At 63.1% G+C, this 22148-nt stretch carries 19 protein-coding genes, 1 tRNA gene and 1 riboswitch; of the genes, 11 read left to right on the top strand and 9 right to left on the bottom strand.

Annotation, left to right across the window (positions count from 1 at the left end):
• Positions 1-18 precede the first annotated feature (18 nt).
• The 3 genes from KIG99_RS10315 to KIG99_RS10305 all read right to left on the bottom strand — a co-directional run bounded on the left by KIG99_RS10315 (position 19) and on the right by KIG99_RS10305 (position 2342).
• Positions 19-1602 (bottom strand): tetratricopeptide repeat protein, encoded by a 1584-nt coding sequence (locus KIG99_RS10315; protein WP_226460089.1) that lies wholly within the window; start codon positions 1600-1602, stop codon positions 19-21.
• A gap of 121 nt (positions 1603-1723) precedes the next feature.
• Positions 1724-1797: transfer RNA gene (locus tag KIG99_RS10310), tRNA-Gly, on the bottom strand.
• A 53-nt stretch (positions 1798-1850) separates the two neighbouring features.
• A complete protein-coding gene (locus KIG99_RS10305) occupies positions 1851-2342 on the bottom strand; it encodes a flavin reductase family protein (protein ID WP_226460088.1) in 492 nt (163 codons plus the stop codon).
• 62 nt (positions 2343-2404) lie between these two features.
• On the opposite strand from KIG99_RS10305, the gene mutY reads away from it, so the two are divergent.
• Positions 2405-3442: an A/G-specific adenine glycosylase gene (gene mutY / locus KIG99_RS10300; protein ID WP_226460087.1), complete on the top strand. Its 1038-nt coding sequence runs from the start codon at positions 2405-2407 to the stop codon at positions 3440-3442.
• On the opposite strand, the gene KIG99_RS10295 is transcribed toward mutY, so the two are convergent.
• From KIG99_RS10295 to KIG99_RS10285, 3 genes are read right to left on the bottom strand one after another with little or no spacing between them, the layout of a single operon-like run.
• Complete coding sequence (locus KIG99_RS10295; RefSeq protein ID WP_226460086.1) at positions 3414-4634, bottom strand: HD-GYP domain-containing protein; 1221 nt, start codon at positions 4632-4634, stop codon at positions 3414-3416. The two genes, mutY and KIG99_RS10295, sit on opposite strands and share 29 nt — an antisense overlap.
• 13 nt (positions 4635-4647) lie before the next feature.
• Entirely contained in the window at positions 4648-5250 is a 603-nt protein-coding gene (locus KIG99_RS10290; protein WP_226460085.1) for a hypothetical protein, read from the bottom strand.
• Positions 5214-6419 (bottom strand): HD-GYP domain-containing protein, encoded by a 1206-nt coding sequence (locus KIG99_RS10285; RefSeq protein ID WP_226460084.1) that lies wholly within the window; start codon positions 6417-6419, stop codon positions 5214-5216. Before KIG99_RS10285 ends, KIG99_RS10290 begins: the two co-directional genes overlap by 37 nt.
• A gap of 41 nt (positions 6420-6460) precedes the next feature.
• On the opposite strand from KIG99_RS10285, the gene KIG99_RS10280 reads away from it, so the two are divergent.
• The 4 genes from KIG99_RS10280 (at position 6461) to KIG99_RS10265 (ending at position 10914) form a co-directional block, all read left to right on the top strand.
• Positions 6461-8368, top strand: coding sequence for an ATP-binding cassette domain-containing protein (locus KIG99_RS10280; protein WP_226460083.1), 1908 nt, complete (start codon positions 6461-6463; stop codon positions 8366-8368).
• Between the two features lie 381 nt (positions 8369-8749).
• Positions 8750-9358 (top strand): bifunctional phosphoserine phosphatase/homoserine phosphotransferase ThrH, encoded by a 609-nt coding sequence (gene thrH, locus KIG99_RS10275; protein WP_226460082.1) that lies wholly within the window; start codon positions 8750-8752, stop codon positions 9356-9358.
• A 145-nt stretch (positions 9359-9503) separates the two neighbouring features.
• The gene (gene purU, locus KIG99_RS10270) at positions 9504-10367 is read left to right on the top strand and encodes a formyltetrahydrofolate deformylase (protein WP_226460081.1); all 864 of its coding nucleotides are present in this window, start codon (positions 9504-9506) and stop codon (positions 10365-10367) included.
• Positions 10339-10914, top strand: a complete 576-nt coding sequence (locus KIG99_RS10265; RefSeq protein WP_226460080.1) for a hydrolase — start codon at positions 10339-10341, stop codon at positions 10912-10914. The genes purU and KIG99_RS10265 overlap by 29 nt, the downstream gene beginning before the upstream one ends.
• Before the next feature lie 162 nt (positions 10915-11076).
• Here the strand turns inward: KIG99_RS10265 and KIG99_RS10260 are convergent, their stop codons facing one another.
• From KIG99_RS10260 to KIG99_RS10250, 3 genes are all read right to left on the bottom strand, one after another.
• On the bottom strand, positions 11077-12570 hold the full coding sequence (locus KIG99_RS10260) for an ammonium transporter (protein WP_264180408.1): 1494 nt from the start codon (positions 12568-12570) through the stop codon (positions 11077-11079).
• 12 nt (positions 12571-12582) lie between these two features.
• Positions 12583-12921 carry a P-II family nitrogen regulator gene (glnK, locus tag KIG99_RS10255; RefSeq protein WP_226441822.1) on the bottom strand — a complete coding sequence of 113 codons (339 nt, stop codon included), beginning with the start codon at positions 12919-12921 and terminating at the stop codon, positions 12583-12585.
• Between the two features lie 82 nt (positions 12922-13003).
• A complete protein-coding gene (locus KIG99_RS10250) occupies positions 13004-13783 on the bottom strand; it encodes a TorF family putative porin (RefSeq protein WP_226460079.1) in 780 nt (259 codons plus the stop codon).
• A gap of 245 nt (positions 13784-14028) precedes the next feature.
• On the opposite strand from KIG99_RS10250, the gene KIG99_RS10245 reads away from it, so the two are divergent.
• The 6 genes from KIG99_RS10245 to KIG99_RS10220 all read left to right on the top strand — a co-directional run bounded on the left by KIG99_RS10245 (position 14029) and on the right by KIG99_RS10220 (position 22146).
• On the top strand, positions 14029-14268 hold the full coding sequence (locus KIG99_RS10245) for an accessory factor UbiK family protein (RefSeq protein WP_226460078.1): 240 nt from the start codon (positions 14029-14031) through the stop codon (positions 14266-14268).
• A 3-nt stretch (positions 14269-14271) separates the two neighbouring features.
• On the top strand, positions 14272-15765 hold the full coding sequence (locus KIG99_RS10240; RefSeq protein WP_226460077.1) for a YifB family Mg chelatase-like AAA ATPase: 1494 nt from the start codon (positions 14272-14274) through the stop codon (positions 15763-15765).
• Entirely contained in the window at positions 15758-16954 is a 1197-nt protein-coding gene (locus KIG99_RS10235; RefSeq protein WP_226460076.1) for a multidrug effflux MFS transporter, read from the top strand. The genes KIG99_RS10240 and KIG99_RS10235 overlap by 8 nt, the downstream gene beginning before the upstream one ends.
• The gene (locus KIG99_RS10230; RefSeq protein ID WP_226460075.1) at positions 16951-17445 is read left to right on the top strand and encodes an outer membrane protein assembly factor BamE; all 495 of its coding nucleotides are present in this window, start codon (positions 16951-16953) and stop codon (positions 17443-17445) included. The genes KIG99_RS10235 and KIG99_RS10230 overlap by 4 nt, the downstream gene beginning before the upstream one ends.
• Before the next feature lie 76 nt (positions 17446-17521).
• A riboswitch (S-adenosyl-L-homocysteine riboswitch) is annotated at positions 17522-17589 on the top strand.
• A 69-nt stretch (positions 17590-17658) separates the two neighbouring features.
• Positions 17659-21321: a methionine synthase gene (gene metH / locus KIG99_RS10225; protein ID WP_226461806.1), complete on the top strand. Its 3663-nt coding sequence runs from the start codon at positions 17659-17661 to the stop codon at positions 21319-21321.
• Positions 21322-21489: 168 nt separating this feature from the next.
• Complete coding sequence (locus KIG99_RS10220; protein ID WP_226460074.1) at positions 21490-22146, top strand: HAD family hydrolase; 657 nt, start codon at positions 21490-21492, stop codon at positions 22144-22146.
• The last annotated feature ends 2 nt before the right edge of the window (positions 22147-22148 follow it).

Below are 22148 nucleotides of genomic sequence, written 5' to 3'. Positions count from 1 at the left end.
GCTTAAAACGGGCAACTTTCAGGCGATCTGTCTCGCCTGCAAAAAATCCTGCAAGGCCGCCGCGACCTCAACCACCGGACCCGCCCAATCGCCGCGCTGCGTCTGCCAGAACAAGCGCAGGGAAGGGTACCACGGGCTGTCGCTCTGCCCTTTCTGCCAGCGCCAGTCGGATTTATAGACGGGAAGCAGCATCCAGCACGGCACGCCAAGCGCACCGGCCAAATGAGCGACCGAGGTATCGACCGTGACCAGCAGGTCGAGCCCGGCCAGCGCCGCCGCCGTATCGGCAAAATCGCCAAGCTGTGACGCGAGATCGACCAGCGGCTGTCCGGCGGGAGGCGGCGGCAATTCGAGCGGACTCTTCTGCAGGCTGAAGAAGCGCACGCCGGCAATCGCCCACAGCGGCGCCAGCGTTTCCAGGCCGGGCAGCGAACGATCGGCATCGTTGCTGTGCAACGGATTGCCGCGCCAGACGACGCCAACGCGCAAGCCCTCGCCCGCCAACAGCGGTGCGAAACGCTCGCGCCGCAGCGGGTCAGCAAACAGATACGGAACCGCCGCCGGAATCGTCGCCAGCGTCGTGCCGGCATGCAGCGGCAAACTGAGCAGAAAGACCCAGTAATCGTGCGCGGCCAGATACGGTGCCGCCTCGCCCAGTTCAAGTACGACATCCGGCCCGGCCAGCGTCTGCAGCAAGGCCTTCTGCGCCGCCCGGCAGACCAGGGTCAGGCGTGCCGGCCCCTGCGCCTTCAGCCAGACGAGATAGCGCACGAACTGGATCTCGTCGCCCATCCCCTGCTCCGGCAGCACGACGATGGACTTGCCGGCCAGCGACTCGCCCTGCCATTGCGGGCAAGGCGGCAAACGCACGGCCGGACCGCTGCCCGCCTCGACATAGACCTGCTGCCGGCTTTCGTAAAGCGGCCAGCCTTCCGCCAGACGCCCCTGCATGAGCAGCAACTGGGCAAGATTCATCCGCCCCTGCAGATAATCCGGCTGCAGACGCAGCGCCTCGCGAAAACTCACCTCGGCCTCCGCCTCGCGGCTGGTATCGACGAGCAATACGCCAAGATTCGAATGCGCCGTGGCAAACGCCGGATCGAGCCGGATCGCCATCCGATAAAGACTTTCCGCCTCCACCTCGCGCCCGGTCCGGGCGAGCAGTGCCGCCAGGTTGGAATGGATCTCGGCCGAATCGGGGGCCAGCGCCACCGCCCGCCGCTGGTGATCCTCCGCCATGTCCAGACGCCCGGATTTTTCCAGCAGCAAACCAAGATTGGCGTGCAGGTTGGCATCGTCCGGCAGCAGTTCCAACGCCTGGCGATAAGCCGTCTCGGCCGCCGCCGGCTGGCCAAGCCGCTCGCGCGCCAGGGCCAGGCTGTTCAGGGCATGGATCGCGGCCGGGTCGGCGGCAAACAAGGCCTGCCAGCCATCGGCAGCTGCAGCGTCATCTCCCAGGCGCTCCGCGCAAGTCGCCGCAATTTCCAGCAACTCGGGATGCAGCGGCGCCAAGGCCAGCCCCATCCGCGCCGTGCGCAAGGCCGCCGCATCGTCGCCCTGCAGGAACTGCAACTCGGCAATTTCGAGGAAGGGATTGTTCATTCGGGTTCCAGGACGGTCGACGAGAGAAAAACCTGCGAATCGCTTGTCGACCCGACAACAAAAAAGCCAACCCGTTGAGGTTGGCTTTTCAATGACAGATCAACGGCCTGTCTGAATCAGTTGGAGCGGGCGATGGGAATCGAACCCACGGCTCTAGCTTGGGAAGCTAGGGTATTACCATTATACGACGCCCGCTCTGGGTGACTGGCCGCCATTCTATGCGCAGAAGGCGGTCGGTTCAATCTTTCTCAGGAGTCGGCGAGCGTGCGGTACTGGCCGGCGTGGAAAAGCAGTGGGGCGAGTTCGCTGGCCTGGGCGTAGCGTTCGACGCGGCCGATGAAGATGGTGTGGTCGCCGCCAGCGGTTTGCGTTGCGTTGGCGACTTCGAAAGTCGCGCAGCAACCGGGGAAAACCGGAGCGCCGCCGGCGCCGGCGTGCCAGTCGATGCCGACGAAGCGGTCGGCCGGCCAGGTGGCGAAACGGTTGGAGAGATCCTTCTGGTCAACCGACAGGATGTTGATCGCGTGATGGCTGGCGCGCTGGAAGGCGGCCAGGTTGTGCGAGCCGTTGTCGAGGCACCAGAGGACGAGCGCCGGGTCGAGCGACACGGCGGAAAAGGAATTGACGGTCAGCCCGATGGGATGGCCATCCGGATCGATGGCGGTAACGATGGCGATACCGGTAGCAAATTGCCCGAGGGCGTTGCGCAGGGCGCGGGTATCGGCTTGAGCTTGAGACATCGGGGGGTCCGGCGGAAAAAGGCCGTATTATCCGTGCTCCCGCCCCCCACGTCGAGGCAGAATTGGCCGTTCCGCATTCCTTCACCATCCGCCTGATCGCCTGGCAGAAAGTCGCCGGGCGCCACGACCTGCCCTGGCAGAACACGCGCGATCCTTACCGCATCTGGCTTTCCGAGATCATGCTGCAACAAACGCAGGTGGCGACGGTGGTTCCCTATTACCAGCGTTTCCTCGCCAGCTTTCCCGATGTCGCCGCCCTCGCCGCCGCGCCGATCGAGGCGGTGATCGAGCATTGGGCCGGCCTCGGCTATTACGCCAGGGCGCGCAACCTGCATCGCTGTGCGCAGCAGATCGTGGCGGTGCACGCCGGAAAATTCCCGAAAAGCAGCGAACAGCTGGTGGAATTGCCGGGCATCGGCCGGTCGACCGCGGCGGCGGTGGCTGCCTTTGCCTTCGGGCAGCGCGCCGCGATTCTCGACGGCAACGTCAAGCGCGTGCTGTGCCGGCATTTCGGCATTGAGGGTTTTCCCGGCGCAGCGCCGGTCGACCGTGCGCTCTGGCAACTCGCCGAGTCGCTGCTGCCGGAAAGCGATATCGAAGCCTATACACAGGGCCTGATGGATCTCGGCGCGACGCTATGCACGCGCGGCCGGCCGCGCTGCGGCTACTGCCCGCTTGCCGCCGAATGCGTCGCCTGCCGCGACGGGCGCCAGGGCGAACTGCCGCAGGCCAAGCCGCGCAAGGCTGTGCCGGAGCGCAGCAGCAGTTTCGTGCTGATCAGCGACGGCCAGCGCCTGTTGCTCGAAAGGCGCCCGCCGAGCGGCCTGTGGGGCGGCCTGCTGGTGCCGCCCGAAGGCGAGCCGGCCGACGTGCTCGCCCGCCTTGGTCTGCATGTCACCGAACAGCGCGAGCTGACGCCGTTCAAGCATGTGTTCACGCATTTTCGCCTGACCCTGCAGCCGGTGCTGTGCGAGGTGGCGACAAGTCAGGCCTGTGCCGAGCCCGGCCTGGAATGGGTGGAAATTGCCAAGGCCGCCGACGCCGGCGTGCCGACGCCGATCCGCAAACTGATCAGGCAGGTTGCCAGCGCAGCGGACTGAGTCCCCAGCGCTCGTAGTTCTCGGCGCGCACGATCTTGCCGTAGTGATTGCCGACCTTGCGCGACAGGTCGACCTCGACCGGCGTCACGTACTGCTGCCGGCCGGCATGGTAGATGACACGCACCAGCGGGCTGAGCAGATTGTCCTGATGCAGCTCGTCGACCACGGCGAGATGGCCGCTTTCCAGCAAAACCAGCGTCCCGACCGGATAGACGCCGACCGTACGCACGAAAGCGGAAACCAGCGTCGGATCGAACTGCGTACCGCCTTGCTCGAAGAGCTGGCGCAGCACCAGTGCCGGCGACATGGCCTGGCGATAGGGGCGATCCGACGTCATCGCGTCGTAGGTATCGACAATCGCCGCCATGCGCCCGGCGGCGGAAATTTCGTCGCCCGCCATACGATAGGGATAGCCGCAGCCGTTGTAGCGCTCGTGGTGTTCGAGCACGACGGCGACCGAGGTCTCGGACAGGCGCGAGGTCGCCTCGAGCACGGCCAAGCCTTCCTCGACATGGCTCTTGACGGTCGAATACTCGGCCTGCGACAGCATGCCGGGCTTGGTGATCAGGGTTTCGTCGAGCGCCGCCTGGCCGATGTCCTTGAGCATGGTGCCGATCGCCAGTTTTTCGATTTCCGGGTCGGGCAGGCCCTGCTGCAGGCCGAGCGCGATGATCAGGCCGGCAGTGGCGACGGCGTGGTCGGCGGCATAGGCATCGCGGGTTTTCAGGCGGGCGAGCGGCACCAGCGCATCGGGATTGCGCCGGATCGACTCCAGCATCTTGCCGATCAGCGGCTCAAGGCGCGCCGCGTCGACTTCACGACCAATCTGGGCGGCAATCATCAGCTCGTTGAGCATGCTGCCGGCGTCACTGAGCAGACGCGCGGCACGGCGCCGCTCTTCACCCAGCGAAACCTGGCGCGGTCCAGGGGCAAAACGTTCGGCCAGCGACAGGAACTTGCGCTCGAACTCCGTCGAACTACGTTCGGGTGGCGGCGGTGGCGGCGGAACGTCGATACCGCGGCCGAGATCGATACTGACTTCCTCGATGCCTTCGTAGACCAGCTTCTGGACATGCGCCTCGTCGCGGATCATGAAGCGGCGCTGCCAGATGTTGTGTTCCAGCCAATGCTTGTGCAGATCCACGACATACATGCCGGGCAACAACTGGCCAATCGGAATTTTGCGAATCATGAATGCGGCTCGCCTACTGCCCCGGCGCTTCGGCTGCCCGACGCGCGGCCTTGTCCATCTTTTCGGCAACCCGGGCGGCGTGTTCCTGCTGCTTGCGGCGCTGTTTTGCCGCATCGTCAGCCTTGCGCCGGGCACCTTCCGCCGCCTTCCTCTCCTTGTCGGTGCGGATTGCTGCTTCGCGGCTTTCCGCTTCGTCACGCAGCGCCGCAGTTTCTGTCTGGCGTGCCTGCAACTCGGCGGCGCGTTTGGGCGCCTCGGCACGCTGCTGGCGGTCATGCTCGCTCAACTGCTCCTTTTTGACCTGACGCTCGATGGCCTTGCCTTCATTTTCGAGCAAGCGCGCCTGGCGGGAAACCACCATGTATTCTTCACGACTCTCGTTCAGGCAGCTATTGACGAGAAACTTGTGCTCGCACTCGGCATCCTTCAGCGCCTGAACGCGTGCCGCCTCGGCCTGGCGCTGCTTGCCTTCGGCCTGCAGGGCAGCCGCCTTGTCGAGACGCGCCTTCCAGTCCTGCTCCAGGGCCGGATCGACAGCCTGGTCGGCCAGGGCGGGTGCCGCCAGGCAAGCCAGGCTGATCAGGCAGGCAGCCAGTGATAGGGATCGATATTCCATTTTTCGTAATTCTCAAAACTGGCGATGCGGTCCTGAACCTTGGAGATATCCACGGTTTCGGGCGGGATGTAGTGTTTCTGGCCGGCGTGGTAAAAAATCCGCACCACCGGTTCGAGCAGGTTACCTTCATTCTGCTCGACGACGACGCCGAGCCGCTTGCTTTCGAGCTGGACCAGGGTGCCGGTCGGATAGACGCCGATGGCGCGGATGAAGGTTTTGACCAGTTGCGGGTCGAAATGGTGATCGCTCCACTCAAGCAGCTTCTTCAGCGCCTGCGGCGGCGGCATGCCCTTGTGATAGACGCGCTCCGATGAAATGGCGTCATAGACATCGACAATCGCCGCCATCTGGCCATACAGCGAGATCTTTTCGCTGCCCAGGTGGCGCGGATAGCCGGTGCTGTCAAAACGTTCGTGGTGCTCGCCGACCACCTGCAGGGCGATCTTGCTGATGCCGCCGCTTTGCTGCAGCAGCACAACGCCCTGCACGACATGCGACTGCATCTTGGTGAACTCGGCGTCATCGAGCTTGCCCGGCTTGTTGAGGATCACGTCCGGGATGCTGGCCTTGCCGACATCGTGCAGCAGGCCGCCCATCGCCAGTTCGCGGATATCTTCCTTGGCCAGCTTCATGGCACGGCCAAAGGCGACAAGCAGCGCGCAGACGCTGACCGAGTGCTCGAAGGTGTAATCGTCGTGGTTCTTGAGGCGGGCCAGCGGCAGCAAGGCATCCTGATTGCGGAAGATGGACTCGACGGTGCTCTCGACCAGCGGCGCCAGACGGTCGACCTCGATTTTTTGCCCTAAACGGACATCTTCCATCAGGTTGCGCACGATCTTGTTGGCTTCGCCGTGCAGGCGCCGGGCGCGCGCGGTTTCCTCGCGCAGCTCGACCACCACCGGCCGCTCCGACTTCTTGGCGGCGATTTCCTGCATGCGCTGCTCAAGCTCGGCATTGACCTCGCTCTGCGTGCGCGCCTCCCAGACATCGGCGCCCTTGACGGTGTCGATGTAGAGCTCGCGGATGCCGAGTTCGATGATCTTGCTCACCGTCGCCTCGTCGCGCACCTTGAAGGTGCTGGAAACGAAGGGATGATCCAGCCAGCCACAATTGAGGTCGTGGATGTACATGCCCGGCTTGAGCTGTTCGGAGCGAATCTGCTTGATCATGCGCGGGATTTTAGCAGCCCGCCGCTATAATCTGCCGCCTCATGATTGCACTGCGCCAAGTCACCTTCGCCCGCGCCGGCCGCCCGCTGGTTATCGATGCCTCCGTCCAGATCCACCCCGGCTGGAAAGTCGGCGTCGTCGGCGCCAATGGCTGCGGCAAATCCAGCCTGTTCGCGCTGCTTGCCAACGAGCTGCACGCCGAATCGGGCGATGTCGAGATCCCGGCCAGCTGGCACATCGCCCGCGTCGCCCAGGAAACGCCGGCCCTGCCCGATACGGCGCTTGAGTTCGTGCTCGACGGCGATCTCGAACTGCGCCGTGTCGAACGCGAACTGGCCGCCGCCGAAGCGCGCGGCGACGGCGTCGCGATCGGCCACCTGCATGCCCGTTACGGCGAAATCGAAGGTTATTCGGCCAAGGCGCGCGCCGCCGAAATCCTGCACGGCCTCGGTTTCAAGGATGCCGACTTCACGCGCACGGTCGCCGAATTCTCCGGCGGCTGGCGCGTCCGCCTCAACCTGGCGCGCGCCCTGTCCTGCCGCGCCGACCTGCTGCTGCTCGACGAGCCGACCAATCACCTCGATCTCGACGCCGTGTTCTGGCTGGAAACCTGGCTCAAGAACACGCCGGCAACGCTGCTGCTGATTTCACACGACCGCGACTTCCTCGACGCCGTGGTCGGCCAGATTCTCGCCATCGACCTGCAGCGCCTGACCCTGACCAGTGGCGGTTATTCCGATTACGAACGCGCCCGCGCCGCGCGCCTGGCGACGCAGCAATCGGCCTACGAAGCGCAGCAGCGGCAGATTGCGCATCTATCCAGCTACATCGAGCGCTTCCGCGCCAAGGCGACCAAGGCGCGCCAGGCGCAGAGCCGGATCAAGACGCTGGAACGCATGGAAATGGTCGCTGCGGCACACGCCGATTCGCCCTTCCAGTTCAGCTTCCGGACGCCCAGCGCCCTGCCCGATCCGCTGCTGAGCATCGAAAAAGCCTCGGCCGGCTACGCCGACCGCAAGATCCTCGACCATGTCTCGCTCGTGCTGCGTCCGGGCTGCCGCATCGGCCTGCTCGGCCGCAACGGTGCCGGCAAATCGACGCTGATCAAGCTGCTCGCCGGCGCCATCGAACAGCAGGGCGGCGAGCGCAAGGAAGCCAAGGCGCTCAACATCGGCTACTTCGCACAGCACCAGCTCGAACAGCTGCGCCCCGACGAATCGCCGCTGCAACACCTGGTCCGCCTCGAACCGACGACGCCGGAGCAGGAACTGCGCGACTACATCGGCGGCTTCGATTTCCGCGGCGACATGGCAATGCGCGCCATCGAACCCTTCTCGGGCGGCGAGAAATCCCGCCTGGCGCTGGCTCTGCTCATCCGCACCAAACCCAACCTGCTGCTGCTCGACGAACCGACCAACCACCTCGACCTCGAAATGCGCGAAGCCCTGACCTTCGCCATGCAGGACTTCGAAGGCGGCATGGTCTTCGTCTCGCACGACCGCCACCTGCTGCGCACCTGCGCCGACGAACTGATCCTCGTCGCCGACGGCAAGGCCAGCGAATTCGACGGCGACCTCGACGACTACGCCGCCTGGCTGGCCGCCCAGCGCAGCGCCGAACGCGCCGCCGAGCCGGAAATGGCCGCCGAAAAGAACGAACGCCTGCAGTCGCGGGCCGATGCCAAGGCCAATCGCCAGGCCATCCTCAGCCAGCGCCGGCCACTGCTCAAGGAAATCGAGCAACTCGAAAGGAAGCTCGCCAAGTGGAACGAGGAAAAGGCAGCACTGGAAACCGTGTTTGCCGATCCTGACTTCTACACATCGGTCGACCGCGCAAAAAGCGAAGAAATGCACAAGCAGGCGGCTTTGCTTGGCGAACAGATCGATGAGGCGGAAATGCGCTGGCTGGAGGTGCATGAGGCGCTGGAGGGGTTGCCAGCGGTTGACTGACCTCCGGTTTTGCTCTTTTTTGGGCTTAGTCTCGGCTACGGTGGGTGTTGTGCTTGTTTTACGTTGGGGTTCCGCCTTGCGGGATGTCTCGCTTACGGAAGATGTTGTGCTTGTTTTGCGGCTCTGTTCCGCCTTGCGGGCGGGCATACTTTCTTTTGCTTCGCCAAAAGAAAGTACGCCCGCGCCGCAGCGCGGAAAGCAGCGGTTAAGCGCCCAACGCAGCCTGCCCGCCAGGCGGACCACAGCCGTAAAACGAGCACATCATTCCACCAAAGAAGCGCCCTCACCGGTCAACTCCCCCAAAAACCCCAAAACCAGCCGAATCCCATCCCTCATAAGGTAAAATCGCCCCCTTCCGAATACCTCCGCAGGAGCCAACCCGTGCAAATCGTCTGCCTCGACCTCGAAGGGGTCCTTGTTCCCGAAATCTGGATCGAATTCTCCAAGCGCACGGGCATTCCCGAGCTGATGCGCACGACGCGCGAAGAGCCGGATTACGACAAGCTGATGACCTATCGCCTGAACATCCTGCGCGAGCACAAGCTCGGCCTGCCGGATATCCAGAAGGTGATCGCCGAAATGGGCCCGATGCCGGGCGCGCGCGCCTTCCTCGACAAGCTGCGCGAGGATTACCAGGTCGTCATCCTGTCCGACACCTTCTACGAATTCGCGCATCCGCTGATGCGCCAGCTCGGCTGGCCGACGCTGTTCTGCCATTCGCTGGAAGCCGACGCTGCCGGCATGCTGGTTGCCTACCACCTGCGCATGCCGAACCAGAAGCAGGAAGCGGTCAAGCGCTTCAAGGAGCTGAACTTCAAGATCGTTGCGGCCGGCGACTCCTACAACGACACGGCGATGCTCGGCGAAGCCCACGGCGGCATCCTGTTCCACCCGCCGGAAAACGTCATCCGCGAATTCCCGCAGTATCCGGTCGTCCTCAATTACGACGACCTGCGCAGCGAAATCGACAAGGCATTTGCTAGCTGCTAGTCGTTAGGATCGAGTTGCCTAGCAAGATCAAACCCACTAGGTCCTCGATCCTAATACCTCAATCCTCAGTTTATTGCCTGAGATCCAGTGACCTAGCAAGACCAACCCCACTGGATCCTCGATCCTAATAGCTCGATCCTAAAACATGCATCGCGACCGTTTCTACACCCTTTCCGCTTCCTGCCCCGACCAGGTCGGCATCATCGCCCGCGTTTCCGGTTTCATCGCCGGCAATGGCGGCTGGATTCTCGAGTCGAGCTTCCACTCGGACGTGCTGAGCGGTCGCTATTTCATGCGCATCGAGATCAAGGCGGATTCGCTGCCCTGCCTGCTCGCCGAGTTCCGCGAACGTTTCCGCACGGAAGTCGCCGAACCCTTGTCGATGACCTGGCAGATCAACGACAGCGCCGTCAAGAAACGTGTCGTGGTGATGGTTTCCAAGCAGGAACACTGTCTCTACGACCTGCTGGCGCGCTGGCAGGCCAAGGAACTCGACATCGAGATCCCGTGCGTCATTTCGAACCACGACACTTTCCGCGGTTTCGTCGAATGGCACGGCATCCCCTTCCATCATGTGCCGGTCACCGCCGACAACAAGAAGGCGGCCTACGCCGAGATGCAGCGCATCTTTGAGGATGTGCATGGCGACACCATGGTGCTCGCGCGCTACATGCAGATCCTTTCGCCGGAACTGTGTGCCGCCCTGGCCGGCAAGATCATCAACATCCATCACAGCTTCCTGCCCAGCTTTGCCGGCGCCAAGCCTTATCACCAGGCCTATGAACGCGGCGTCAAGCTGATCGGCGCGACCTGTCATTACGTGACCGCCGAACTCGATCAGGGACCGATCATCGAGCAGGACGTCATCCGCATCGACCACTCCGATTCGCCGGAAGACATGGTGCGTTACGGCAAAGACATCGAGAAGACGGTGCTCGCCCGCGGCCTGCGCTACCACCTGGAAGACCGGGTGCTGGTGCATGGCAACAAGACCATCGTATTCCGCTGAGCCGATGCTGATCCGGCGCGAAGATTCGCTGCTGCTGGTCATCGACCTGCAGCAGAAGCTGGCGCCGGCGATTCATGACGGCGAACGCGTCGTCGCCAATTCCGTCCGCCTGCTCGAAGCTGCCCGCCAGCTCGATGTGCCGGCCTTCGTTTCCGAGCAATACGTGCGCGGCCTCGGCCCCAGTCTCGAAGCCGTCCGCGCGGCGGCACACGACGCCCGCTTTTTCGAGAAAACGCATTTCTCCTGCACCGCCGAGCCCGGCGTGCTCGATCTGCTGCGCAGCGCGCAAAAGCAGCAGGTCATCCTGACCGGCACCGAAACCCATGTCTGCGTGCTGCAGACAGCTTTCGGGCTGCTTGCCGCCGGTTTCGCGGTCTATCTGGTCGCCGATGCGGCCTCTTCGCGCACGCCGGAAAACCGCAGCGCCGCCATCGAACGCCTGCGTGCAGCCGGAGTCGGCATCGTCACCACCGAGATGGTTCTCTTCGAGTGGCTGCACGCCGCCGGCACCGAGCAATTCCGCGCCCTCCTCCCGCTCATCAAGTAAGTCCCTGCCTGGCGGTCGACGCCTGAAAAAAGGCAAAAACCGGCATTGCCGGCAAAAAAACGGGCACCCGAAGGTGCCCGAAGGAGAGAGACTACAGAGATTTTCAAGCTTGCTTCTGGCAAGCTTGAGACCGGTCGCAGGACCGGCCTCCAAACAACGATCTTAGTGGTGGTAAGCGGTTTCGCCGTGCGAGGTGAGGTCGAGACCTTCACGCTCTTCGTCTTCCGGCACACGCAGACCGATGACGATATCCACCAGTTTGTAAGCAACGAAGGAGACGACGCCAGACCAGACGATCACGGTACCGACACCCCAGGCTTGCGAGATCAGCTGAGCGGTCATGTCGTAGGCACCAACAGCGTTGGCAACGTAGTCATAGACGCCCGTGCCGCCGAGAGCCGGATCAGCGAAGACACCGGTCAGCATGGCACCGAGGATGCCGCCGACGCCATGGACGCCGAAGACGTCGAGGGAGTCATCAGCACCGAGCAGCTTCTTCAGGCCATTGACGCCCCACAGGCAAACCACACCAGCCAGCAGGCCGATGATGATGGCGCCCATGACACCGACGAAGCCGGCAGCCGGGGTGATCGCAACCAGACCGGCAACGGCACCGGAAGCAGCACCCAGCATCGACGGCTTGCCCTTGAGCATCCATTCGGCAAACATCCAGGACAGCGCGGCAGCAGCCGTGGCAACCCAGGTATTGACCATGGCCAGAGCAGCACCGCCAGAGGCTTCGAGAGCGGAGCCGGCGTTGAAACCGAACCAGCCGAACCACAGCAGGGAAGCACCGATCATCGTGAAGGTCAGCGAGTGCGGAGCCATGGCAACATTGCCCAGACCGGTACGCTTGCCAATCATGTAGGCACCGACCAGGCCGGCAATAGCAGCATTGATATGCACGACGGTACCGCCGGCGAAATCAAGCGCGCCCTTCTGGAACAGGAAGCCAGCCGTCTTGCCGGCAGCTTCGCCAGCAGCAGCATCGATGTAGGCATCAGGACCCGCCCAATACCAGACCATGTGAGCCATCGGGATGTAGGACAGCGTGAACCAGATCACCATGAAGACCAGCACGGCAGCGAACTTGGCACGTTCAGCAAAGGCGCCGACGATCAGGCCGCAGGTAATGGCGGCGAAAGCGCCCTGGAAGATCACGTAGGCCAGCTCGGAAATATTGACACCCTTGGTGAAGGTTGCAGCAACGGAATCAACCGTCACACCCTTCAGGAAGAGCTTGTCGAGCACGCCGAAGAATTCGTTACCTTCGGTGAAGGCTGCGGAGTAGCCATAGACCACCCAGAGCAGCGAGATCAGCGAGAAGGTGACGAAGACCTGCATCAGCACCGACAGCATGTTCTTGGTGCGGACCAGACCGCCGTAGAACAGGGCCAGACCGGGGATGGACATCAGGATGACCAGCGCGGCGCTGACCATGACCCAGGCGTTGTCACCCTTGTTCGGCGGAACCGGTGCAGCAGCCGGAGCGGCTTCAGCGGCAGGGGCGGCCTCGGCAGCCGGAGCTGCGGCAGCGGGAGCAGCAGCGGCCGGGGCCGTCACTGCTTCAGCCGGAGCGGCCTTCTCTTCAGCCCAGGTCGGCGCGGCAAAACCGACGGCGCCGAGCAGGGCGAGCATTGCAAATAGGCGTTTCATTGCGCGATCTCCTTACAGGGCATCGGTACCGGTTTCACCGGTACGGATACGAATGACTTGTTCGAGTTCGAAGACGAAAATCTTGCCGTCACCGATCTTGCCGGTGCTGGCGGATTTTTCGATGGCTTCGATGACCTGGTCGAGTTGCTCGCTCTTCACGGCAGCCTCGATTTTGACCTTCGGCAGGAAATCGACGACATATTCAGCACCCCGATACAGCTCGGTGTGCCCTTTTTGCCGGCCGAAACCCTTCACTTCAGTGACCGTGATGCCTTGCACGCCAATGGCGGAAAGCGCCTCACGCACTTCGTCAAGCTTGAACGGCTTGATGATGGCGGTAACGAATTTCATGAGTAGTTCCTCACAAGGGTTGATATTGGTTGCTTCCCCGCCAGCGCCGGCCGGGTCACCAGCGGGGAAGTTTTAAAGCGGATTAGAAAGTCTTGGTGATGGAAGCAGCGAGAACCTGCTTGCCGGCGTTCTTGCCAGAGAAGTTGTAGTCGCCGTTCAGAACCTTGTGATCGGCGTCGGTCGCGGTGTAAGCCAGACCAACCACAGCAAAGCCGAAGTCCTTGGTCACGCCCAGCTTGATATCGTTGTAGCTGGCAAAGCTGTTGTTCTTGACGTTCTGATGGCCGATGTGGGCGATGACATTCAGGGTTTCATCGATCGGGTAGGTCATGGTCAGATCGATGTAATCACTGCCCTTACTCTTCGTATCGGCAGTCGTATTACCCCAACCGATGAAGCTGGTCAGCGCACGGTTGTACTTCAGCGTGAAATACTTCCAGCTACCGGCAATGTAGGCTTCCGTCGTGTTGGCAGTAACCGCGGTGCCAGCAACATTGAAGTCACCCGGGTAGAAATAACGAATGGCACCGACGTCATAGGAGAAGTCGCCGATCGCGCCCTTGTAACCAGCGTAAAGGTCGAGTTCGATGTTGTTGTCTTTTTGATAGACGTAATCGCGACGATTCACCCATTCAATGGAAGAAGCCCAGGCGCCGACATAGATACCGCTCGAGTGAGCATAATCGACACCGCCCTGGATGGCTGGCTGATGCTGGCTCTGCGTGATACCGCGGAAAACGTAGTTGGTCACGGCGCCGATGTTGGCGGTGAAAGTGTGCTCAGCCGGGGCAGCGGCTTCTTCAGCGAAAGCCGGAGCGGCGAAAGCACCAACCAGTGCCAGAGCGATCAGGGATTTTTTCATTGTTTCTCTCCTACAGTACAGTTTGAATAGCATGAAATAAAAGTGTGCCGAACAGAAATAGCACGAGGCGTGCCAGGTGTTTTTTTTAATAAAAATCAACAATTTGCAACTGGCATCAGGGAATCAGCACCAACTTGGCGCACCAAATGCGTGCAGTTACAGACTGTCACGCACCACATACGAGCGGCATTCCAAAATGAGTCCAACATGCGCTGTGATAAACTGGAATTCTACGGAGGAAAGTCATGCTAGACCCCAAAACCCTTGAAGATTTCGGCGCCAAAATCAGCGCGCTGCTCGCCAATTCACCCGCACGGGATATTGAAAAGAATGCCAAGGCCGTGATCAGCGGCCTGCTCGGCAAGCTGGACCTGGTGACACGCGAGGAGTTCGATGTTCAGGCCCAGGTACTGGCCCGAACCCGTGAAAAGCTGAAAGAACTCGAAACCCGGGTCGAAGCGCTGGAAAAGGCACGTCAGGCTTAAAACATGGCACTGGCCGTCGCTCACAGTCGCGGACTCGACGGCCTCAATGCACCACCCGTTCTGGTCGAGGTGCATATTGCGAGCGGCTTGCCCAGCTTCACGCTGGTCGGCCTGCCCGATACCGAAGTCAAGGAAGCGCGCGACCGCGTCCGCGCCGCCATTCTCAACTCCGGCTTCGAATTCCCCGCCAAGCGCATCACCGTCAATCTGGCACCGGCCGATCTGCCCAAGGAGTCCGGGCGTTTCGACCTGCCGATCGCGCTGGGCATTCTCGCGGCGAGCGGTCAAACCCCGGCCAAGGCGCTGGCCGATTATGAATTTGCCGGCGAGTTGTCGCTCTCCGGCGAACTGCGCCCGATTCGCGGCGCGCTCGCCATGGCGCTGCAGACGGCCGGCAATGGCAAGGCCTTCATCCTGCCCGAATCCAGCGCCCGGGAAGCCGCACTGACCGGGGCCGACAATATTCTTGCGGCCAGTTCCCTGCTGGAAGTCTGTGCGCATTTGGCCGGGCAGCAATTGCTCGCAGCGGCGCCAGCGGTCGACACGGAAAAAACACCTGTTTTCCCCGATCTTGCCGAGGTGCGCGGCCAACATCAGGCCAAGCGCGCCCTGGAAGTCGCGGCAGCCGGCGGCCATTCCCTGATGATGATCGGCCCGCCCGGCTCCGGCAAATCGATGCTCGCCGCCCGCCTGCCCGGCCTGATGCCGGCATTGGATATTGAAGCCGCGCGCGCGTCCGCAGCCGTCCTGTCCTTGGCCGGGCAATTCCGCCCGGAAGCCTTCGGCATCCGCCCCTATCGCCAGCCGCACCACACTGCCTCGGCGGTCGCCCTGGTCGGCGGTGGCAATCCGCCACGTCCAGGGGAGATCAGCCTGGCGCACCAAGGAATATTGTTCCTTGACGAAATCCCGGAGTTCGACCGAAAAGTCCTCGAAACCCTGCGTGAACCGCTGGAAACCGGCCGTATCCATATCGCCCGTGCCGCCCGTCATGCCGAATTCCCGGCCGAATTCCAGCTGGTCGCCGCAATGAATCCGTGTCCTTGCGGCTTTCACGGTCACAGCAATGGCAAATGCCGCTGCACGCCCGACCAGATTGCCCGCTACAAAGGCCGTCTGTCCGGTCCCTTCCTCGATCGCATCGACATCCTGATCGAAGTCCCGGCGCTGCCGGCCGAGGCGCTGAGCGGCAAGAGCGATGGCGAATCATCGGCCGACGTGCGCAACCGTGTCGAACCGGCGGCAGCCCGGCAATACGAGCGCCAGCACAAGCCGAATGCGCGGCTCACGGCCGGCGAGGTCGAAATCCACTGCACGCCGGATGACAAGGGCGCCAGCCTGCTCAAGCAGGCGATCACCCGCCTCGATCTCTCGGCGCGTGCCTGGCACCGCATCCTCAAGGTCGCCCGCACCATTGCCGATCTGGCCGGCAGCGAACGAATCCTCGCCCCGCATGTCGGAGAAGCCATCCAGTATCGGCGTCTCACCCATGACTAAAGTCCGTCCCGCACCACGCGGCATAGCGATGTTGCTGGCCGCGCTCTCCGCGCTCGGCCCGTTTTCCATCGACACCTACCTGCCGTCCTTTCACGAGATCGGCGAAAAACTCGATGCGACGCCGCACCAGGTGCAGCAAACCTTGTCGGCCTACCTGCTCGCCTTTGCCGTGATGACCCTGTGGCACGGCGCGATTGCCGACCGTTTCGGCCGCCGCCGGGTGATCCTGGCCGCACTCGGCCTGTTCGGGCTGGCCTCGGCCGGCTGCTTCGTCGCCACCAGCATCGAGCAACTGTGGTTCTGGCGCGCCATGCAGGGCGTTACGGCCGGCGCCGGCATCGTCATCAGCCGCGCCATCGTGCGCGACCTGTTCGACGGCCCGCCGGCGCAGCGCCTGATGTCGCAGATCACCATGATGTTCGCGCTGGCGCCGGCCATCGCACCGGTCATCGGCGGCTGGCTGCAGACCCTGTTCGGCTGGCGCTCGATTTTTGCCTTCCTGGTGCTGTCGACCGCTGCGCTCGGTTTCGCCTGCTGGAAACTGCTGCCGGAAACCCTGCCGCCGGAAAAGCGCCAGTCGCTGAAGCCCGCCTACCTCGGCCGCAGCTATTTCAAGGTGCTGACCTCGCCACGCTTCCTGTTTGCCTGCGCCGCGCTGTCGCTGAATTTCCTCGGCTTCTTCATCTACGTGCTGTCGGCGCCGACTTTCCTGATGAAGCACCTCGGCGTGCCGGAAACCGGCTTTCTCTGGCTGTTCGGTCCGGCGATGAGCGGCCTGATGAGCGGCGCCTGGTTGTCCGGCCGACTGGCCGGCAAGCGCTCGCCGGAAAAGACCATCGGCCTCGGCTATCTCCTGATGATCAGCGCCGCCACCCTCAATGTCAGCCTGAATCTCGCCCTGCCGCCCGGGCTGCCGTGGAGTGTCATGCCGATCTTTGTCTACACGCTCGGCATGTCGCTGGCGATGCCCAGCCTGACCCTGCTCGCCCTCGACCCCTTCCCCGAACAGCGCGGTCTCGCCGCATCCTGCCAGACCTTTTTCCAGTCCGGCGCCAACAGCATCGCCGCCGGCCTGATCGTGCCGCTGCTTTGGGGGTCGACCCTGACCCTGTCACTCGGCATGGCCGGCCTGCTCGGCCTCGGTGGCCTGGCCGCTTTCGCTCACCGCCAATGGAGACGCAATAAATGAAAATTCCCGCCTGGATCAGTACCGCACTCGCCGCCATTGGCGCCGCCCTGCTGCCCGCCTGCGATGCGGTCAATCTGCCTGAAATCAAGCCAGGCATCACCACTGCCGCCGAAGTCCGCTCGCGCATGGGCAACCCGGCTTACGAATTCGGCAACGACGACGGCAGCGTGACCTGGGAATATAACCGCCAGCCGAATGGCACGAGCTGCTACATGATCACCATCGGCAACGACCAGATCGTCCGCACGATGGAACAGGTGCTGACCCCGGCCAATCTCGCAAAGATCCGCGACGGCATGAGCCGCGCCGAAGTCCGCCGGCTGATCGGCGCGCCCGGCTCCAAGGTAGTGTTCGACAATCTCGGCGAAGACATCTGGGAATGGCGCATCGCCGGCGTCACCCCGATGGAGGAAACCTACTTCATGGTGCATTTCGACCTGGCTTCCGGCGGCGTCAAGAAGACCTCGCAGCGCGTCGCAACGAAAGGCTAGCACCATAAAACCAAAGACTGCTGCCTGATAAATCAAGGCACTTGGCAGGCCGGGCGGCGGCCGGTAAACTAGCGCCTCTGCCAAGGAGCGCTGCGACCCTGCACTGGGGCCAGGCTTGGCAATGATCAACGGCGCTCGCAAACCCAGCCGGTTTGTGGCGCCTTTTTTTCGGCTCCCTCCGGCGTGTATTTTGTTTTGCCGAGGTGATCCATGATCCAAGCCGACCGTACTGCCGAACTCCAATCCCTGCTCCAGCAGCGCCTGCTCGTCCTCGACGGCGCCATGGGCACGATGATCCAGCGCCATGGACTGCAGGAAGCGGACTACCGCGGCGAGCGCCTGAAGGATCACCCGCACGACCTCAAGGGCAACAACGACCTGCTGCTGCTGACCCAGCCGCAGATCATCAGCGGCATCCACCGCGCCTACCTCGAAGCCGGCGCCGACATTCTCGAAACCTGCACCTTCAATTCGACCTCGGTGTCGCAGGCCGATTACAACCTGACCGAGCTGGTCTATGAGCTGAATTTCGAAGGCGCCCGCATCGCCCGCGAACTGTGCGACGAATTCACCGCCGCCAACCCGGCCAAGCCACGCTTCGTCGCCGGCGTGCTCGGCCCGACCAGCCGCACCGCCTCGATCTCGCCGGACGTCAACGACCCCGGCTATCGCAACGTCACTTTCGACGAACTGGTCGCCAACTACCTCGAATCGATCAGCGGCCTGGTCGACGGCGGCGCCGACATCCTGCTCGTCGAAACCGTGTTCGACACGCTGAACGCCAAGGCTGCGCTGTTCGCCATCGAAAGCTTCTTCGAGCAGACCGGCCGGCGTTGGCCGGTGATGATCTCTGGCACGATCACCGACGCTTCCGGCCGCACGCTGTCGGGCCAGACCGCCGAGGCTTTCTGGAATTCGCTGAACCACATCCAGCCGCTTTCCTTCGGCCTGAACTGCGCGCTCGGCGCCAACGAGTTGCGCCAGTACGTCGAAGAGCTGTCGCGCGTCTGCGACTGCTTCGTTTCCGCCCACCCGAACGCCGGCCTGCCCAACGCCTTCGGCGGCTACGACGAAACGCCGGAAATGCTCGCCGACGAGATCGAGAGCTGGGCCAAGACCGGCATCGTCAATATTGTTGGCGGCTGTTGCGGCACCTCGCCGGATCACATCCGCGTCATCGCCGAGCGCGTCGCAGCGGTCAACCCGCGCAAAGTGCCGGAAATCGAAAAGAAGCTGCGCCTGTCCGGGCTCGAGCCGTTCAACGTCGGCGCCGATTCGCTCTACGTGAACGTCGGCGAACGCACCAACGTCACCGGTTCGAAAGCCTTCGCCCGGATGATTCTCGAAGGCCGCTTCGACGACGCGCTGGCCGTCGCCCGCCAGCAGGTCGAAAACGGCGCCCAGGTGATCGACATCAACATGGACGAGGCGATGCTCGACTCGATCGCCGCGATGGATCGTTTCCTCAAGCTGATCGCTTCGGAACCGGACATCTCGCGCGTGCCGATCATGATCGACTCGTCGAAGTGGGAAGTCATCGAAGCCGGCCTCAAGTGCATCCAGGGCAAGGGCATCGTCAATTCGATCTCGATGAAGGAAGGCGAGGCCAAGTTCATCGAACAGGCGAAACTTGCCCGCCGCTACGGCGCCGCCGTCATCGTCATGGCTTTCGACGAAAAGGGCCAGGCCGACACCTACGCCCGCAAGACGGAGATTTGCCAGCGCGCCTACGAGCTGCTGCTAAGCATCGGCTTCCCGGCCGAAGACATCATTTTCGACCCGAACATCTTCGCCATCGCCACCGGCATCCCCGAGCACGACAACTACGCCGTCGATTTCATCGAGTCGGTGCGCTGGATCAAGCAGAACCTGCCACATGCGCACATTTCCGGCGGCGTCTCGAACGTTTCGTTCAGCTTCCGCGGCAACGACGCGGTGCGTGAAGCGATCCACACCGTCTTCCTCTACCACGCGATCCAGGCTGGCATGACCATGGGCATCGTCAATGCCGGCATGCTCGGCGTGTACGACGATCTGGAGCCGGTGCTGCGCGCCAAGGTCGAGGACGTGGTCTTGAACAAGAACCCCGGCGCCGGCGAAGCCTTGGTTGATTTCGCCCAGACCGTCAAGGAAGGCAAGGCCAAGGATTCCGGTCCGGATCTCATCTGGCGTGAGCAGTCGGTCGAGAAGCGTCTGGAACACGCGCTGATCAAGGGCATCACCGATTTCGTCGTGGCCGATACCGAGGAAGTGCGCGCCAAGCTCGAAGGTGAAGGCAAACCGCCGCTTTCCGTGATCGAAGGACCGCTGATGAACGGCATGAACGTCGTCGGCGACCTGTTCGGCGCCGGCAAGATGTTCCTGCCGCAAGTCGTCAAGTCGGCGCGCGTCATGAAACAGGCGGTCGCCCACCTGCTGCCCTACATCGAGGCGGAAAAGACCCGCACCGGCCTGGGCAGCAAGGGCAAGATCCTGATGGCCACGGTCAAGGGCGACGTGCACGACATCGGCAAGAACATCGTCGGCGTCGTGCTCGGCTGCAATGGCTACGACGTGGTCGACCTCGGCGTCATGGTCAGTTGCGACAACATCCTCAAGGCGGCGCTCGAACATCGCGTCGATATCATCGGTCTGTCCGGCCTGATCACGCCGTCGCTCGAAGAAATGGCCCACGTCGCCAGCGAAATGCAGCGCCTGAACATGAAACAGCCGCTGCTGATCGGCGGCGCCACGACCAGCCGCGCCCACACCGCGATCAAGATCGCCCCCAATACCGAAGGCGCCGTGGTTTACGTGCCGGACGCCTCGCGCGCCGTCGGCGTCGCCACCAAGCTGCTCTCCGCCGAGCAGCGCGACGGCTACATGGCCGAGATCGTCGCCGAATACGAAACCGTGCGCGCCGAACACGCCGGCCGCAAGGGCGCGACGCTGGTTACGCTGGCCGAAGCGCGCACCAACCGTTTCACGTGGAACGAAAGCCATACGCCGGTCAAACCGCAACAGCCCGGCCGCCACACACTGACGCTGGACCTGGAAAAGCTGGTGCCCTACATCGACTGGTCGCCCTTCTTCCAAAGCTGGGACCTGGCCGGCCGCTACCCGGCCATCCTGCAAAACGAAGTGGTCGGCGAAACCGCCCGCCAGTTGTTTGCCGATGCACAAGCCATGCTGAGAAAAATCGTCGGCGAGAAGTGGTTGACCGCCAAAGCCGTGTTCGGGCTCTACCCGGCCCGCGGCGACAACGAAGACATCATCATCTACAGCGACGAAAGCCGCACGACCGAACTGACCCGCTGGGTTGGCCTGCGTCAGCAGCACAAACAGCCGAAGGGCCGGTTCAACGTCGCGCTGGCCGATTATGTCGGCGCAGAGGATTATGTCGGCGCCTTCGCCGTCACTGCCGGTCTGGGCATCGACGAACGCGTCGCCGCTTTCGAGAAAGCCAACGACGACTACTCGGCGATCATGCTCAAGTCGCTCGCCGACCGTTTCGCCGAAGCGGCTGCTGAATGGCTGCACGCCGAAGTACGCACTCACTACTGGGGCTACGCCAGCGACGAGAAGCTCGACAACGACGCCCTGATCAACGAGCAATACAAGGGCATCCGCCCTGCCCCCGGCTACCCGGCCTGCCCGGACCACACCGCCAAGCGCGAACTGTTCGCCCTGCTCGACGCCCCGAACACGGCCGGCATGCAGCTCACCGAATCCTGCGCGATGACGCCGGCAGCGGCGGTGTCCGGCTTCTACATCGGGCATCCGGCATCGACCTACTTCGCCATTCCGAAGATCGGACGCGATCAGCTGGAAGATTGGGCGGCACGCAAGGGCATGTCGCTCAAGGACGCCGAATACTGGCTGGCGCCGCTGCTCTGATTCGGGTGCTGTACGCGGCGGTCGATCTACTTGTCTGATTGACCGCCACGCCCGCCCTTGCTGGCGGGCATTTTTTGTTTCGCGCAAGCCATTTCCCGACGACCGGTTTGTGACCGAAAGCCTCAACGCAGGCGATAATCGCGCCTCCGACAACTGTCTCTTGCCGCCATGCCCCGCCACCCGCACATTCTTTTTGACCTCGACGGCACCCTGATCGACTCCGCGCCCGCCATCCTGGCGAGTTTTCGCGAGGCTTTTGCGCGGACCGGCGTTGCGCCGGCGCGAACCATCGACGACAGCGTGATCGGGCCGCCGCTCGTGGAAACCCTGCAACTGCTGTCGGGCAGCGATGATCCGGCCCTGGTCGCCGGGCTGGCCGAAGCCTTCAAGGCGAGTTACGACAGCGAGGGCTACAAGGCGACGGCCGCGTTTGCCGGGGTCGGCGAATTGCTCGCCGGACTGGCCGAAGCCGGGCTGACGCTGTCGATTGCCACCAACAAGCGCATTCACCCGACCCGGCTGATCCTCGATCATCTTGGCTGGAGCGGGCATTTCGCCCATGTTTATGCCCTCGACCTATTCACGCCACGTCTGCCCGACAAGGCAGCGATGATTGCCCGCCTGCTTGCCGACCAGAACATTGCCCGGGAACAGGCGATCTACATCGGCGACCGCAGCGAGGACGGCGAGTCGGCCGACGCCAACGGCCTGCCCTTCATCGCCGTGACCTGGGGTTACGGCAGCCTGAGCGCCGACGAAATGCGACCCGGCTGGCGGGCGGCGGCGCAGCCGGCAGCGCTCGGCGCGCTGCTGCTCGGCGCATGAGC

The organism is Quatrionicoccus australiensis (assembly GCF_020510425.1).
GTDB lineage: Bacteria > Pseudomonadota > Gammaproteobacteria > Burkholderiales > Rhodocyclaceae > Azonexus > Azonexus australiensis_A.
Note: the sequence above shows the minus strand (reverse complement) of the source record. Positions and strands in the feature narration are given on the sequence as shown.